The organism is Paenibacillus sp. FSL E2-0178 (genome assembly GCF_038593005.1).
GTDB classification, from domain to species: Bacteria; Bacillota; Bacilli; order Paenibacillales; family Paenibacillaceae; genus Paenibacillus_AQ; species Paenibacillus_AQ phytohabitans.
Map to the genome: position 1 here is coordinate 5,003,114 of NZ_CP151953.1, position 15,876 is coordinate 5,018,989.

Consider the following 15,876-nt stretch of genomic DNA (forward strand, 5'->3'; position numbering starts at 1 on the left):
CTCTAACGCCGGCTGGACTCATTATGTTGCACTGGATTACCTGGGCAGATATAGTAAAATGAAAATATTAACAATTGCTGATAGCAGGCACTGGGGGGCGCTATGGAGGATTTCAGAGATCGGCTGAGGGCTGTACAGCAGCAGCAGGACGGGCTTTTGAAAGAATACCAGGCTTTGATTGAGGAATATGAGAGCAGCGATCTGGTTCATGAGAATGAAGCGCTGAAGAAGGAGAATGAAGAGAACAAGCTGATTCTCAGGGAACTGAAAATTCAGGCTTCAATATTGCGGCAGGATAACTCCGAGCTGCGGACGGCACTGACGGAGCAGATTCTGGATGAGAAGCTGGGCATTCTGCGGGTATCGCGGCAGAAGCTGCAGACCTACTTTGGCTCGCAGAATAATGCCTACCTCGACAGGCTGACTTCCTTCGAGCTGGAGACCAGGCAGCGTATTGATGTCACGTTCAGACGTGCCAAAGCTGAGCTGGGGCAAGACCAGGCGCAGATAGCCGCCATGCTGGGAGAGGTGCAAGGGAGGCTGAATGAGAGTATTCTCCTGCGCAGAAAGCGGCAGCGTGAGGTGGAGCAGTCACTGACAGGGGCGCTTGACAGCCGTATGGATGTCTTTGCCGCTGAGGGGGTCAGTGAGGAAACGCTGCTGCGCCGCCGCAAGCAGAACCGGATTGAAATGAAGATCGGTCTGAACTGGATCAACCGCCTGGGGATTCTGCTGCTGATTCTGGCAGTGGGGGCCGGGTTCAGATACAGTTATTCCACCTGGTTCAATGACTATATGAAGGGCAGCGCCTTCTTTCTGCTTGGCGCTATCATGCTGGGCGGCGGCGAGTGGCTGTTCCGCAAAGGCAGGGGAGCCTTTGCCCTGGGTCTGATCGGAGGCGGGGTATCCGTACTCTACGGCTCGATCTTTTACAGCTATTTTTTATTGGAGATTATCGGTTTATGGGCCGGGATCGGTCTATCCGTACTTGTCACTCTATCCGCTGTGCTGTTATCGCTGCGCTATGAGTCGCGGACGATCTGTTCCATGGGGCTTGTCGGCGGTTATCTGCCGCTGTTCTCTTATATAGGGGCGTTCGGACTGGAAGGCAGCGCAGTGTACGCGGCTATGGGCTATCTGTTCGTGCTGAACCTGCTCATTCTGCTGGTCTCCCTGCGCAAGCGCTGGGTTATTGTCAATTACATCAGCTTCCTGTTTAATATACCCTCCATGCTGCTGCTGATTAATCTGTCGGACAGCAGTGCAGCGGGCATGCTCTGCGCTATATTGACCTTTGTCATGTATCTGGGCATCACACTCTGGTACCCGTTCAAATACAAGTCGAAGCTCGCCTGGCTGGATTTCTGCCTGCTGGGCTGCAATACGGTCATCAGCTGCGCAACCTTGTATATTCTTTTCCTGGATGCAGGTCTGGGCGAGTTCAAAGGCGCGCTTGCCTTGTTCTTCTGTCTGATGTACCTGGGGCTTGGCGTTCTGCTGGAGAAGCGGATGCCGCAGGAACGGGAGAGCAGACTGCTCTTCTACGCCACCTCTTTGACCTTTGCCGTACTGATGATCCCGTTCCAGTTAGGAACGGCCTGGTGGTCCATCGGCTGGCTGATTGAGGGAGTGCTTCTGACGGTCTACGGCCAGCTGTACCGCTTCAAGTCAGTGGAACGCTCGGGCTGGGGGATTCTCCTGCTCTGCCTGGGGACGTTCTTCGGCATCGACGGGCTGCTGCGCGTGTCCGAGCTTAATCCTGTGGTCAACTACAGCAATCCGTATTTCGAGCTGAAATACACCTTTATTACTGCGGGGATGGTTACGGTAGCCTTGTTCTATGCGGTCCGTCATTCCCGGGAGGATATTCTGCTCCGCAGCTCACCTGCCGAGGTGCAGGGGGTAGTCTGGTTCAAATATGCTGCGATCCTGAATTTCTATGTATATCTGGTGTATGAAGCCTTGCGGCTGTTCGACCGTGCAGTTCCGGAAGATATGGCACACAGTACATTCTACAAGCTGCTGCTGGCTGCCTTGCTAACGGCTGGCCTTGCCTATGTGCTGCCGAAGGTTAAGATGCTGTATGATACGGTGGTCGGTTACATGGTCACGCTGATGTACGGGATCACTTATGCTATCTGCATCGGCATCACGCTCGGCATGCCTAGCCTGCCAGCCGGATTATCCGGAAGCTCCGGGGCAGATCTTCTGGTGCTGGGTCTGCTTATCCTCTTCAATCTGTTCGTGTGGTTCAGCGGCGGAAGACTGCTGCGGACAACGCTCCTGCGCGATTACAAGAATATGGAGCTGGTTCCGGTGGCTATGGGTATCTATCTGCTGGTGATGCTTACTGCATTCCTTGGGGTGCAGATCCGGCTGCATGATGGCGGACTGGCTTTCAGTCTGGTCTACCTGCTGCTCTCGGTGCTGTTCATTATGTACGGCTTCCGCAAGCGGTATCTGTATATCCGCCGTTTCGGGCTGGGCCTGTCACTGCTGGCAACCGGCAAGCTGCTGCTCTATGATCTGACCCTGCTGAACACCGGCAGCAAGATCATCGCTTATTTCAGCTTCGGACTCTGCCTGCTGGGGATTTCGTATCTCTATCAGCGGATATCGGCCAGAATGGAGGAAGCCTATGCGCTCGCAGAGAAAGACCAGCTGGAGAGCTAGGGCGGCAGTGCTGCTCGTGGTGCTGGGAGGCTTGCTGCTGTTCACCTCCGCTTATCCGGCGCAGGGTACGGCAGCGGCAGCGGCTGGCTTGGCGGAGAAGGCTGACAGCGGGCAGTGGAAGTTCTCGCGGGCCATCGGAATTCCTGAGCCGGCCCCTTATTATGAGGTATATCTGGACGAAGGCGTGTATGGCTCGGCAGCGGAGGATTTGCGCGATCTGCGTATTACCGGCAGCACCGGCGAGCCGGTTCCTTATTACCTGGAGAGCGGAGAGGGAACGGTGGAGGAGCGCAGCACCGCCTATTCATCGATTCTGATCCGCCGCGCGGACCAAGGGACGGACACCCTGCTGGATTACCGGATTACACCGCTTGCCGAGCATGTGGATATTCAGGGGAACAAGCTGGTGTTTGAGCTTCCAGATGAGTCCTTCCTGAAGCATGTGGAGGTGTGGGGAGGTTATGACGGGAATGCCTGGGAGCCGCTGGCCACAGGGGATTTGTACGCTACGAACGGGTTAAGTGCGGACAGCATTGAGCTGGAGGGCAGCTACAAGTTCAGCTTTTACCGGCTCGTGGTAAAGAGTAATCCGGAGGGGCTGAATTTCCCCGGCCTGACCCTGGTGGACAGCAGCCGGGAGGTGAAGATGGCCGGATTCATGCGGCAGAAGACGCCGCAGTATGAGATCAGCCAGGTGGAGAACCGCACCGAGATCGTCATCAGCAACAAGGACCGGCTGAAGATTGCCAGGCTGACACTCGGCAGCACCGGGAATTTCTCGCGGCGGTATGAGCTGTATGACAGTGACGGTATAAGGCTGCCGGTGGCGGGCAGCGGGGAGCTGTACCGGCTCGATTTCAAGGATTCCCGGATTTCGCGGACGGACATCCAGCCGCTTCAGGCCTCCTCTTCCGGTGCCCTGCGGATTATAATCTATAATCTGGATGATACCCCGATATCAATTACCGGCCTGAAAATAGAATATCTGGTGGACCGCCTTGTCTTTGCAGGAGGAGAGCAGGAGCAGGGACCGTATTCGCTGATCTACGGCAATGCCCTGGCACTTGCTCCGCAGTATGATATTATTAATTTCAAAGACCAGATTGCCGGGGACAAGCGGGTTACAGCTACGCTTGGTGCAGAGAATATGATACCCGAGGCAACTTCAGAATCTCCGGCACAAAGCGGATGGTTCCAGAGTGAATGGGGATTCAACCTTATTATTATCGCGGTCTCCCTGCTGCTTATTCTCATCGTGGCCCGTAAGCTGGGCCGGACTAAATAGGAAGGGATGCCGGATCTATGTACCAGACTTATATTTTTGACCTATACGGAACCTTAATTGATATTGAGACAGATGAAGAGCATCCGGAGGTATGGGAGCGGCTGGCGCTTCATTTCAGCTATCACGGGCTGCGCACGGCAGGGGCGGAGCTGCAGTCCCGTTTCCTTGCCGAGCGTGACCGGCAGCTTCAAGCCGCTGCACAGAAATGCCAGTTTCCCGATTTCGTCATGGAAGAGGTCTTCCGTGCCGTGGCCCGCGACTTAGGGGGGAATCCCGGGCAGGCCTGGCTGCATGAGACTGTCCGCTGGCTGCGGACCTTATCCATGAACCATATCGCGCTCTATGACGGAGTCCCGGAGATTCTCCGGACCTTGCGGTCACGCGGCAAGAAGGTCTATCTGCTCTCTAATGGCCAGAAGACCTTCATTGAGGCAGAATTAACCATGCTGAACATTCTGCATTTATTCCATGGGATAGCCATTTCCTCCGAAGCCGGAGTAAGCAAGCCGGACCCGCTTTTTTACCGCTACTTGGCGGATACCTATGGTGCCGATCTAAGTTCGGCGATTATGATCGGCAATGATCCGCGTACGGATATTGCCGGAGCGGACACAATCGGCATTGATTCGTGTTATATTCATACAGCCTCCTCTCCGGATAACGTTCCGGTGAAGAGCACGGTGCAGATCTGGGATGGGGATATACGCAAAATTCCGGGCTGGAGCCTGCAGAAATGAACTCGCAGAAAGAAGGCTTACCGCATGACTCTGATTGTTATTGATATTGCAGCTTCTCTGGTGATACTTGTTGCAGCGGCGTATCTGCTTATGACCCTCTATCCGGCGTTTGGACGGAGGGCAGGGAAGCAGGAAAAGGCGCTGAACAGCCGCTCGCTTAATTATAGCAAGGGCAAATTTGCTTATCCGCAGACGGCTGAACTCATCGGCGAGAGAGCTGGCGGTGGCGGCCTGTCCATTCTGAAGGATTTCATTAGAGGCAATCCCCGGTCCAGGCCGGCCGAGCCCCTGCAGCCGCTGCAGCTGCAACCTGCATCCATCGGGCAAGGCCCGGGCACCCGCGTTACCTGGTTCGGCCACTCTGCGGTATTGCTGGAGATGGACGGGGTCACACTGTTCCTGGACCCTATGCTGGGGAATGCCCCGTCCCCGTTCCCGTTCATCGGCGGCCGCCGTTACAGCAAGCAGCTGCCGCTGGAGATTTCCCAGCTTCCGCAGATTGATGCGGTTGTGTTATCCCATGATCATTATGATCATCTGGACTACGGCACCATCCGCAAGCTTAAGGATAAGGTAGGCCTGTTCATTGTGCCGCTTGGTGTCGGCGCCCATCTGCGCCGCTGGGGGGTAAGCGCAGAGAAGATCCGCGAGCATGACTGGGGAGATGAGCTTGCGTATGCAGGCCTGACCTTTACCAGCGCGCCGGCCCGGCATTTCTCCGGCCGGAGTCTGCTGGACCGCAACACCACACTGTGGTGTTCATGGATAATCCAAGGAGCGGATACGAAGCTCTTCTTCAGCGGGGACAGCGGCTACGGGCCGCATTTTGCCGAGATTGGACGCAAGTATGGCCCATTCGATCTCACGCTGATGGAATGCGGCCAATACGATCCGCGCTGGGCCGATATCCATATGCTGCCGGAACAGACGGTTGAAGCACATATAGATGTGCGGGGAGGTCTGCTTATTCCGGTTCATTGGGGGGCCTTCACCCTGTCGATGCATGACTGGACCGATCCGGTGGAGCGCATTGCAGCTGCGGCTGCAGCTAAAGGGGTGCGGCTGGCTACACCAAGAATAGGGGAGACTGTTGTGGCCGGAGCTGCGGAGTATCCTGCTCTTCCCTGGTGGAGATGAGGCTGCGCGGCCTGAGGGGACTTGTGGTACAATCATTGTGCATAAATGCCAAGGAGCTGACTAACGAAGATGAGTAATGAAGTGAATGAGCAGGAACTGGTGGAAGTATTGTCTGCACAGACGAAGGTGGATGCGGCCGTGATCCGGCTGGTGCTGAAGCACGAGCAGGCCTTCATCAACAAAGCCAAGGTCAATGCCAAGGGCGAGATTGATATCGATAATGATGATCTGGTCGATTATGTTACTGCGCAGCGCGATGTTAAGCTGGACGAGCTGACCGTAGAGACTATTCTCGATGCGGAGATGGACTATCTGATGGACAAGGGACTGGCCGGATATATCGACTAAACCCTGCAGCTGCCGGGCGCGCGGTGCGGTTGTTCATGGAGCGCCGTGCGCCGGGTACGATATAATTTCACTTATTTTTAAGTAATTTTAAGTAATCCTTTGCTTTTAGAGAATTAGTGTGCTACAATGAAGTCAATCATAAATTTAACCCTTAATTCACATATTGTAAAAGGTTATCATTTGTGCGTATGAATCCTTTTCCAATGTGTGAATTTTTATTTGTTCGTACAATACGTAGGAATAAAAGGACATGTGTTAAATAAAACTTGGAGGTAATATCATGCAAACAGGTACAGTAAAATGGTTCAACGCAGACAAAGGTTTCGGTTTTATCGAGGTTGAAGGCGGAAGCGACGTATTCGTACACTTCTCCGCAATCACTGGCGACGGCTTCAAATCTTTGGACGAAGGCCAACGCGTTGAGTTCAATGTAACTCAAGGCGCTCGTGGACCACAAGCCGAAAACGTTGTAAAACTGTAGTATTAAAAAATAGACTGCCCTTAACACAAGTTGAGGGCAGCTTTTTTTTTGAACAGGCCAGAACAAGCTACCATCCTGCCATAACAGTCCGGTTGGGCTGGAAATATGTCTTTATTCGAAGGGTATGCTTCCGAAGCGGGCTTTGTAAGAACCGGTTCAGGAAGTATATGCTAACAAAGCTATTAGGAGGGGTACTTATGTATTTTCGTAAAAAAGCGCTGGAGGATCTTCCCCAAGAAGACACAGCCATTTGGTCCTGCACTAAGGAAGATTGCTCCGGGTGGATGCGCGACAACTTCGCCTTCCAATATGTCCCTACCTGCTGGCAATGCAACTCGCCGATGACCAGAAGCATGAAGATACTGCCTATGCTTGTGAATACGAATTTTGACATGAAGGCGATCAAGAAGGGCATTACCATCCGGTAATCTGCCAATTCCTGAACGCTCTGTACAGAATCAGATTATAGCAGTGACACCATAGCAGTCAGTTCCCTGTGGGGAACGGGCTATTTTTTTTGTCCTGGCAGCGGATGGGTGTCCGGGGTTGACAATAGCGGGGAATCAAGGGATATCAGAGATGAGGATAAGGAATACATAATTGGAAAATGGTCTCAACGGCAAGGAGGTTGTGGTATGGCTATGAACAAATATCTTAGGCTTCTTCTTCTGATCATGGTTATCTTGAATACAGTAAATATTAAATATCGCAATCCGGTTTTGCTTGTTGCCGTACCTGCTATAGCAATTATAATCTTTATTCTGGATGTTTACCTGGAGCCCACCCGCCGGAAGGTGCTGATGTACAGCATCTGCGCCGTCCTGCTGGCCTTACTGTGGATAGCCCTGGACCGGGAGTGGATCAATCCGCTAATGTTCATCTAGTCCCTTCTGCTGCAGCCCTTAAACAGCTCCTGGAACAAGGAGCACTGCTTAAGGGCTCTTTGCTGCCCTGTGCCGGGCAACTAATTTCTCTTGACAAACCCCGGGACTTTTGGAGAATAGAGTTGGAAACGCTGCCAAGGAAAGAAGGAATTCCGATGTTCCAGAGATTCAAAGAACTCAACACGCTGCGCAATCAAATATTCATCGGCTTTGTGCTGGTTATGCTAATCATTCTTCTGGTTTCAGGGGCGTTTGTATATGACCGGGTATCTATTCTGCTCAAAAATAATGCTGAGCGGCATATCCAGCAGACGGCGGTTCAGGCGAACGGACGGCTGAATGCGCTGATTGGCCAGATTGACAGCCTGATGGAGCAGGTGGCTAACCACCCTACGGTGCAGCAGCTGCTTCTGGAGGAGCTGAACGGCAATGAAGTGTCATTCAATCAGCGGCAGTCGCTGCTGCAGATTATCTCCAGCTATCAGGCGTATATGCCGAGCGTAGGATCTCTTGAGCTGTATACCGCCGATTACCGGCTGCTCTTCCCGATTAAGGACGGCAGTCTGGGGACGAGAATCAACGAGCCGTATATCAGCGAGGCTAATATCCAGAAAGGGCGGCTGGTCTGGATCGGCGTCGATCCGCATGACAGCCAGAGCCTGCTGGCCATCCGCCAGGTTAGCCTCATGGACCGCTGGTTCTCGCGGGGAGGGTATCTGATGGCGCGCATCCAGCGAAGCTACTTCCAGCTGGATGATCCGATCTCCGGCAGTGAAGGAGGCGAGTCTGTGCTGCTGGTGAATGATGAAGGCCGGCTCCTGGGCAGCAGCGGAACACCGGAGGCGGACCTGCTGCCGCTGCTGGAAAGTGTGGACCAGACGGTCAGCTTTCACGGCAAGGAGTATGTACAGGTTAAGCTGCGCTCGGACAAGACCGGCTGGACACTGCTTGTGCTGACCCCTGTCAGCTATGTCACCAAGGGGTTATCTGTGCTGCGGACGGTTCTGCTGCTGTCAGGGGGGCTGGGAGCCCTGCTTTTCCTGATCATGTCGTTTCTATTGTCAACGATGATCACGAGGCCGATTATTCATCTGATCCGGGCTATGCGCAAATCGCGCTTAGGCGTGCTGACGCCCAACTCGCAGAAGGTCTCTACGATGGAGCTGCGGGAGCTGAATTATACCTATAACGGCATGGTGGCCAATATGAATGATTTGATCCGGGTCGTCTACGAGAAGGAAGTATTACAGAGCCGGACCGAGCTCAAAGCGTTGCAGGCGCAGATCAACCCTCATTTTCTGTTCAACACCCTGGAAGCCTTTAACTGGTCGCTTGAGGAAAAGGGGGAGGAGGAATTGGCCGGATTGGTCGTAGTAATGTCCAGGCTGTTCCGCTATATTATTGGCAGTCCCAATAATAAAGACGAGTGGGTTGCGCTTAGTGAAGAGGTTGAACAGATCAGGCGTTATCTGAAGATCATGGAGATGCGGATGGGCGAGCGCCTGTCCTGGGATATTGTGCTGGACCCGCGCGAGGCGGCTGTTCCGGTACCCAAGCTGCTGATTCAGCCGATTGTGGAGAATGCCATTCTTCATGGAGTGGAGAGCCGTGTCGGCAGCGGCAGTGTGGAGGTTACGATCACCCCATCGCCACGCGACGGCTGGACCTCGGTGAAGGTATCCGACAATGGGCCCGGCATGGATGAGGATACTCTGCGGGCGCTGCGCAATACACTGGAGGGCGGCCCGTCGATCTCCGCCAAAGGCAACGGGGTCGGCCTGGTGAATGTACAGCGGCGGCTCAAGCTGTATTACGGGGAAGAGGGCAACAAGTCGGAGGGTCTGATGATAGAGAGCAGGTTATCCGAAGGGACCGTTATTACTTTTGAAATTCCAAGCAATGGAGGATATACCTATGAGCCTGAGCAATAGGACGATTCTAATCGTGGATGATGAACCGAGGACACGGCAGGGCATCAAGCAGACGCTGGAAGTATGGGCGGCCGGCCGGTATGCCGTGGAGACCTGCGACAACGGGGTTGAGGCGCGCGAGCGGTTGCGGCAGGAGCGGGTCCATCTGCTGATTACAGATGTGCGTATGCCCGAAGTCAGCGGACTGGATCTGATCCGTTCCCTGCAGGAGTCAGCCTGGAAGCCCGTTATTATTGTCATATCCGGCTATGCCGAATTCGATTATGTGCAGCAGGCTATGCGGCTGGGGGCGGTCAACTACCTGCTTAAGCCGCTGGACAAGTCCGAGCTGCTGTCCGTGGTTGAGGATGCGCTGAAGCGGGAGGAAGAGCAGCAGCGGCACGTGAAGCTGGAGAAGCTGGTGGATCATAAGCTGATGGAGATTGACCCGGATCAGGCGCGCATGAGGCAGCCGGTCAAAGAAGCGATCGCCTATGTGGAGCAGCACCTGCATGAACAGCTGACAATGGCAGAGGTAGCGGGCCTCATCCATCTGAATGCCAGCTACTTCAGCGTATTGTTCAAGGAGCAGGCCGGAGTATCCTTCAGCGAATATCTGGCGCGTCTGCGAATTCAGCGGGCTAAGGAATTACTGCTGCAGACCTCACTGTCTATAGGGGAGATCGGGGAGCGGGTAGGCTATCGGACGGATAAGTACTTCATTAAGGTGTTTAAGTCGCTGGAACAGTTAAGCCCAAGCCGGTATAGGCATAAAATGAAGGGCGGATCGCAGGAAATCCATTAAATGTGGAATTTTAGCCAATAAGTGTAGTCTTATATCCCTCCGGGTACGATGCTAGAATTTGATTGATAGCGATTACATCAGGCCGCGTAATGTGAAATGGGAGGCTATAGCAATGTTGAGGAATAACATAACCAGGGGACTGTTCCTGACACTTACATTGGCCCTTGTTCTGACCGGCTGCAGCTTTACACAGGATAATAATAGTGCGGCGGCAGCCACCAATGCTTCGGCCCCAAAAATAACGATTCATATGATGCACCTATGGCCGGCCGGCCTCTCCGCCCAGCAGAATAAGCTGGTTAGCCAGATCATCGGGGAATACGAGAAAGAGAATCCTAATATTATAATCCAGCAGGGCGTGCTGGAGAATGAACAGTACAAGAATAAGCTGAAGGTGCTTTCTGCCTCGAATGACCTTCCGGATGTAGGAATCACCTGGGCAGCAGGCTTCATGGAGCCTTATGTGAAGGGCGGATTATTCGCTCCGCTGGATGACATCCTGAATGGTACGCGGTTAAAGGGTAAATTCGTAACAGGCACTACCGAAGCCTATGTGGTCGATAATAAGACGTACGCACTGCCGATTGAGCTGAACATTTCCCCGATATACTATAATAAGGATATTTTTGCAAAATATAATCTCCAGGTGCCTGCTACATACGAGGAGTTCAAGCAAGTGGTAAGAACGTTATCCCAGCATGGCGTGGCTCCGGTTGCCCTCGGTAACAAGGACCGCTGGACCGGCTCGCTATGGTATATGTACCTTGCTGACCGTATCGCGGGCAGCGAAACACTGAAGCGCGCAACGAAGGGGACAAGCTACTTCGATGATCCCGGCCTGGTCCGGGCTGCGGCTGAAGTGCAGACGCTGGTGGATATGAACACCTTCAACAGCGGTTTCAACGGGCTATCTAATGATGAGGGCAAATCGGAATTCTTGAATGAGAAGGCGGCAATGTATCTGACGGGTACCTGGGAGCTTCCTAACTTCACGACGAATCCGGAGATTCCGCAAGACTTCAAAGATAAGGTAGGGTTCTTCAAATTCCCGACGGTGGAAGGCGGAAAGGGCAATATCAACAGCTGGGTTGGCGGTCCGGGTGTCGGACTGTTCGTAGCCGAGGCTTCCAAGGTTAAGGAAGAAGCGAAAGCATTTGTCGAATATTTCGTATACAAATGGGGAGAGGCCTCTGTAACCAGTGCAGGTGTAATTCCGGCGACCAAAGTGGATACCACGAATGAAGAGCTGCCACAGCTGTATGTCGAACTGCTGAATGAATTAAACCATGCGAGCAGCATCACCCTGTTTGCTGATATCCAGATGAAGCCGAACGCCGCCCAGGTCCATCTGGATATGATTCAGGCGCTGTTCGGCAAAGCGATTACACCAGAGCAGTTCGCCGCCAAGCATAAAGAAGCAGTAGCCAAAGGAACCTGATAAGCGTACAGCCTTATGACAAAGGGATGCCAATTAGCCGGATTACACGGCCGGGGCATCCCTTATTTGCGGAGGCGGATGATTAAGGAAGTCAGACGTTCCTGCGGCAGGAGAAGCAGAAGAATACCTCATCGCTGTATTCAGCCTGTCCGAAATTATATTTAGCCGCAAGCGCGGCCAGCGCTGCATCCGCAGGGATCGGCTCACGCTCACTTGTATGGCCGATCCGCGCATGATGCTCCCGCAGACCCTGGCGGGTTCTGGAGTGGGCAATCATGAAGATTCCTCCGGCTTGCAGATTCTTCCCTGCATTGGCGAACAGCATATCCAGATTGGAGAAATGGGGGATGCTGTTGTAGATCAGCACATAATCGAAGGGTGTTCCGCCGGAGAATGGCTCCTCGAAATCCGCGCATGCGGTCCCGGCATCCGGGAAGCTCTTGCGCAGTTCTTGCAGCATGGCCGCTGAGATATCGAGCGCAAGGTAGCGGCTGGGGTCTATCTCCAGCTTATGGAGTGCTACGGGGATAACGCCTGTGCCGGAGGCCACATCCAGCAGGCTCTGGCCACTGCGGATGCCAAGCATCTGCAGGACCTTCCCGGCCATGGCCACATCCTCTTCGCTGTTGCTCCATATTGGGGCCATTGCGCTGAAATGTGCCAGGTCTTCCTGTTTGTGCGGATTCGTTGTCATAGTCTTCCTCATCCTTCCTGCCAAATGAATAGAATTATGTATTCAAAAGGCGGCCCGCCTGAGTCGCAGAGATCAGGGTGAACCGCCTGTTTGTTGCCGCAGATTAATGCGCCGGCGCAGCGCTCAACGGTTCTGCAGGTTCATGCTGGATTAGGCCGTGCTTCTCCCAGGCTCTGCTCTTCCAGCGGAAGTACATAATGACCGCCCGTACCCATTCATCGAATGCAGTGGCCAGCCAGACTCCGGCCAGACCGAGATCAAGCGTGAATACCAGGAAATAGCCCAACGGCAGACTCATGCAGACCATGGAGATCAGGCCCATGTAGACCGGGAACTTGGCATCGCCTGAAGCGCGCAGCGAGTTGATAATGACCAGGTTGCAGGTACGTCCGGTCTCGAGGAAGAAGCTGAGCAGGATCACTTGTGCGCCCATAGTTATAATCGTTTGATTATCCGTGAACAGGCCCATCAGCGGCACGCGGAACAGAATAACAACCGCGTCCATAATTACGGTGACCAGCAGCGCCCACTTTACACTGGAGAACACCCGCGAATAAGCTTCCTTGGGCCTCCTAGCACCCACGAGATGGCCGACAATGATCGAGGTGCCCATGGATACGGCTACGCTGAAGAGGAAGATGTAGCTGGAGATGTTCAGCGCGTACTGGCGGGTAGCCATGGCTTCAGCACCCAGATAAGTGATATATAAAGTGAAGACCAGCTGGCAGCACTGATAGATCACCGATTCAAAAGCGGACGGGATGACGGGATGCCGATTTTGAGAATCTGCAGCACATATTTTTTGGAGAGATGAGTGTAATAGGTCCATTTAACCCGCACATCCATGATCCGGTAGAGCAGCAGGAAGAACAGGACCAGACAGATCAGGCGGCTGGCAACCGTTGAGATGGCTGCGCCTTCGACACCGAGTGCCGGCAGTCCGAAATGTCCGAAGATCAGCAGGTAATTGCCCCCGACGTGGATCACGTTCATTAGCAGAGAGACTACCATGGTCTGTTTCGTGAACCCGTGCGTCCGGATGGTGGTGGCCAGGGCGTTCAGCAGTGCCTGAAGGAAGATTCCGCCCCCGACAATATGCATATACGATTTGGCATAGACGAGAATTTCGCCTGTCACATTCAGTGCCGTCAGCAGCGTTCCTCCGAACAGCAGCAGAATTGTACTCAGAATAATCCCGACCGCAAGATTGAGCGTTATGGCATTGCCGGTTACCTTGGCTGCTTCTTTGGGCTGCTTGGAACCGAGATACTGCGACACGACAATGGCCGCGCCGTTCCCGATGACACTGAGCACGAGAATGGCTATGGCAATAATCTGATTGGCTGCCCCGACACCGGAGACTGCATCATCGGACACGGAGCTGATCATGAATGTATCTACACTCCCCATGAGCATAAACAGGAACAGCTCGAGGAAAATCGGCCAGGTCAGCTTAATTAAATTGAACTCTTTGGGTTTGTTTGCTTCCATAATAAACTGTACACCTTCTTGTTGTTGAAATAGGATTGCCGCCGGAGAATTTGTAAATCTAATGTATGGTAGCACAGCTTTTGTGAAAATGCAGTAAATTTAAGAAAATTCTGAATAAATTCAACCTTCGTTTTCAAAAAGACGCACCGGACAGCCCGGCCCCCGCCCAATAGTATCCTTCAGGTAACTACATCACAATAAAGTGCCTACTTCCCTTATCGGCAGTATATCCCTAAACTTAGTACATCACTTACTAAAATATATTAACGACGAGGAGATTCTAAACCTATGAAATTACAGCTAGCACTCGATCTGGTGGATATTGCGGGAGCCAAGGCCATTGTTGCGGAAGTGGCCGGATTTATAGATATTGTGGAGATTGGAACACCGGTTGTTATTAATGAAGGTTTGCATGCGGTAAAAGCGATCAAGGACGCTTTTCCGGCACTCACGGTCCTGGCCGATCTCAAAATCATGGATGCCGGCGGCTATGAAGTAATGAAAGCTGTAGAAGCGGGAGCAGGAATCGTTACCGTGCTTGGCGTGTCCGATGATTCAACGATCCGCGGCGCGGTGGAAGAGGCCAAGAAGACAGGTGCAGAAATCCTGGTTGATCTGATCAATGTGAAGGATCTGAAGGCCAGAGCCGCTGAAGTGGACGCACTTGGCGTTGATTATGTCTGTGTACATTCGGGATATGATCATCAGGCAGAAGGCAAGAATTCCTTCGAGGATCTGAGAGCGATTAAGAGTGTGGTTACAAAAGCGAAAACAGCGATTGCCGGCGGGATTAAGCTGAGCACGCTGCCTGAAGTGATTGCTGCGAATCCTGATCTGGTAATCGTGGGCGGCGGGATTACCGGTGAAGCGGATCAGAGAGCGGCTGCGGCGGAAATGAAGCGCCTTGTAAGCCAGGCCTAAGCAGCTATGGATACGCTGGATTACGCACGTGAAATTGTGAAGGAGCTGCAGGGCTCAGTCACCGGGCTGAACGCCGCAGAAGGCGAAGCCATGGCGGAGCTGCTGCTGCGCTCCGGGCAGATCTTTGTAGCCGGTGCCGGCCGCTCGGGACTGATGGGCCGGGCGTTCGCGATGCGGCTCATGCAAGCTGGTCAGGCTGCGTTTGTCGTCGGGGAGACGGTCACCCCGGGGATCGGCCCCGGCGATGTGCTTGTGCTGGGCTCCGGCTCCGGCGAGACCAAGGGGCTGGTATCCATGGCGGAGAAAGCCAGGGCGATCGGCGCAGCTGTAGTGCTCGTGACCATCAGCCCTGATTCGTCACTGGGGCGTCTCGCTGATTATATCGTCAAGCTGCCGGGTTCGCCCAAGGATCAGACAGGCGGGAGCTATGCTACGATCCAGCCGATGGCTTCCTTGTTCGAGCAGACGCTGCTGGTATTCTACGATGCCGTTATCCTGCGGATGATGGAGCAGACGGGGCAGACCACCGGCAGGATGTTCGGCAAACATGCGAATCTGGAATAACGTAACGTAAAGACAGCCTGTCCGGAACTTCCGGGCAGGCTGTCTGCATTCTAAGGGTGCCGGGCGATGGCACTGCTGATGTTGATGCTGCTGCCGGAATGGGCAGCGGCACTGTCTATTATGGCAGGTGCCAGGCGGGATGTGCCTGCCCGGCTACCTATATCAGCTTAACGCTTAAGCAGATCCTCGCGGATCGGTGTGAACACATCGAGCAGCGCCGAATTGGCTTCAAGCGCAGTCACTCCATGCTTGGCGTTAGGCGGAATCGCTATGCTCTGGCCTGCGGACAAGGCGTATTCCTTGCCGTCGATGCGGAAGACGAAGCTGCCGCGCAGACAGTAGCTCATCTGCTCATGCACATGGCTGTGCTCGTAGCCCTCGGCGCCTTCCTCGAAATGAACCTCCATCATCATCAGACTGGCTGCCGCATTCAGAATGCAGCGTTTGACGCCCGGCTCGGCCGGTTCCCATAATCCTAGATTACTCATACTTTATTTCCTCCTTGTAA

At 53.7% G+C, this 15,876-nt stretch carries 15 protein-coding genes and 1 pseudogene; 13 read left to right on the plus strand and 3 right to left on the minus strand.

The genetic code is table 11. The features are described from left to right. Positions 1-102 precede the first annotated feature (102 nt). The 11 genes from MHI42_RS21820 to MHI42_RS21870 all read left to right on the plus strand — a co-directional run bounded on the left by MHI42_RS21820 (position 103) and on the right by MHI42_RS21870 (position 11,698). Entirely contained in the window at positions 103-2,673 is a 2,571-nt protein-coding gene (locus tag MHI42_RS21820; protein WP_342420642.1) for a DUF2339 domain-containing protein, read from the plus strand. Further along, complete coding sequence (locus tag MHI42_RS21825; RefSeq protein ID WP_342420643.1) at positions 2,639-3,958, plus strand: hypothetical protein; 1,320 nt, start codon at positions 2,639-2,641, stop codon at positions 3,956-3,958. The genes MHI42_RS21820 and MHI42_RS21825 overlap by 35 nt, the downstream gene beginning before the upstream one ends. A 17-nt stretch (positions 3,959-3,975) precedes the next feature. Further along, the gene (locus MHI42_RS21830) at positions 3,976-4,695 is read left to right on the plus strand and encodes an HAD family hydrolase (RefSeq protein WP_342420644.1); all 720 of its coding nucleotides are present in this window, start codon (positions 3,976-3,978) and stop codon (positions 4,693-4,695) included. A gap of 24 nt (positions 4,696-4,719) precedes the next feature. Beyond that, positions 4,720-5,832 (plus strand): MBL fold metallo-hydrolase, encoded by a 1,113-nt coding sequence (locus tag MHI42_RS21835; RefSeq protein ID WP_342420645.1) that lies wholly within the window; start codon positions 4,720-4,722, stop codon positions 5,830-5,832. 69 nt (positions 5,833-5,901) lie between these two features. Next, positions 5,902-6,180 (plus strand): hypothetical protein, encoded by a 279-nt coding sequence (locus MHI42_RS21840; RefSeq protein WP_342420646.1) that lies wholly within the window; start codon positions 5,902-5,904, stop codon positions 6,178-6,180. A 280-nt stretch (positions 6,181-6,460) separates the two neighbouring features. Further along, positions 6,461-6,661: a cold-shock protein gene (locus MHI42_RS21845; protein WP_019914790.1), complete on the plus strand. Its 201-nt coding sequence runs from the start codon at positions 6,461-6,463 to the stop codon at positions 6,659-6,661. A 197-nt stretch (positions 6,662-6,858) separates the two neighbouring features. Beyond that, positions 6,859-7,089 carry a cold-shock protein gene (locus MHI42_RS21850; protein ID WP_039304815.1) on the plus strand — a complete coding sequence of 77 codons (231 nt, stop codon included), beginning with the start codon at positions 6,859-6,861 and terminating at the stop codon, positions 7,087-7,089. A 207-nt stretch (positions 7,090-7,296) separates the two neighbouring features. Beyond that, a complete protein-coding gene (locus MHI42_RS21855; protein ID WP_342420647.1) occupies positions 7,297-7,545 on the plus strand; it encodes a hypothetical protein in 249 nt (82 codons plus the stop codon). A 155-nt stretch (positions 7,546-7,700) separates the two neighbouring features. Next, the gene (locus MHI42_RS21860; RefSeq protein ID WP_342420648.1) at positions 7,701-9,476 is read left to right on the plus strand and encodes a sensor histidine kinase; all 1,776 of its coding nucleotides are present in this window, start codon (positions 7,701-7,703) and stop codon (positions 9,474-9,476) included. Next, positions 9,460-10,260: a response regulator gene (locus tag MHI42_RS21865; protein ID WP_342420649.1), complete on the plus strand. Its 801-nt coding sequence runs from the start codon at positions 9,460-9,462 to the stop codon at positions 10,258-10,260. The genes MHI42_RS21860 and MHI42_RS21865 overlap by 17 nt, the downstream gene beginning before the upstream one ends. Before the next feature lie 61 nt (positions 10,261-10,321). After that, positions 10,322-11,698 (plus strand): extracellular solute-binding protein, encoded by a 1,377-nt coding sequence (locus tag MHI42_RS21870; RefSeq protein WP_342424780.1) that lies wholly within the window; start codon positions 10,322-10,324, stop codon positions 11,696-11,698. Between the two features lie 91 nt (positions 11,699-11,789). Here MHI42_RS21870 and MHI42_RS21875 read toward each other — a convergent pair whose 3' ends face one another. Together MHI42_RS21875 and MHI42_RS21880 are read right to left on the minus strand one after the other, a co-directional pair. Then, a complete protein-coding gene (locus MHI42_RS21875; RefSeq protein ID WP_342420650.1) occupies positions 11,790-12,392 on the minus strand; it encodes a class I SAM-dependent methyltransferase in 603 nt (200 codons plus the stop codon). Between the two features lie 103 nt (positions 12,393-12,495). Then, positions 12,496-13,883: pseudogene (locus tag MHI42_RS21880) on the minus strand (MATE family efflux transporter). A 288-nt stretch (positions 13,884-14,171) separates the two neighbouring features. Here MHI42_RS21880 and hxlA point away from each other — a divergent pair. After that, entirely contained in the window at positions 14,172-14,804 is a 633-nt protein-coding gene (hxlA, locus tag MHI42_RS21885; protein WP_342420651.1) for a 3-hexulose-6-phosphate synthase, read from the plus strand. A 6-nt stretch (positions 14,805-14,810) separates the two neighbouring features. Continuing rightward, on the plus strand, positions 14,811-15,368 hold the full coding sequence (gene hxlB, locus MHI42_RS21890) for a 6-phospho-3-hexuloisomerase (protein ID WP_342420652.1): 558 nt from the start codon (positions 14,811-14,813) through the stop codon (positions 15,366-15,368). A 167-nt stretch (positions 15,369-15,535) separates the two neighbouring features. Here the strand turns inward: hxlB and MHI42_RS21895 are convergent, their stop codons facing one another. After that, on the minus strand, positions 15,536-15,856 hold the full coding sequence (locus MHI42_RS21895) for a cupin domain-containing protein (RefSeq protein ID WP_342420653.1): 321 nt from the start codon (positions 15,854-15,856) through the stop codon (positions 15,536-15,538). Positions 15,857-15,876: the final 20 nt, after the last annotated feature.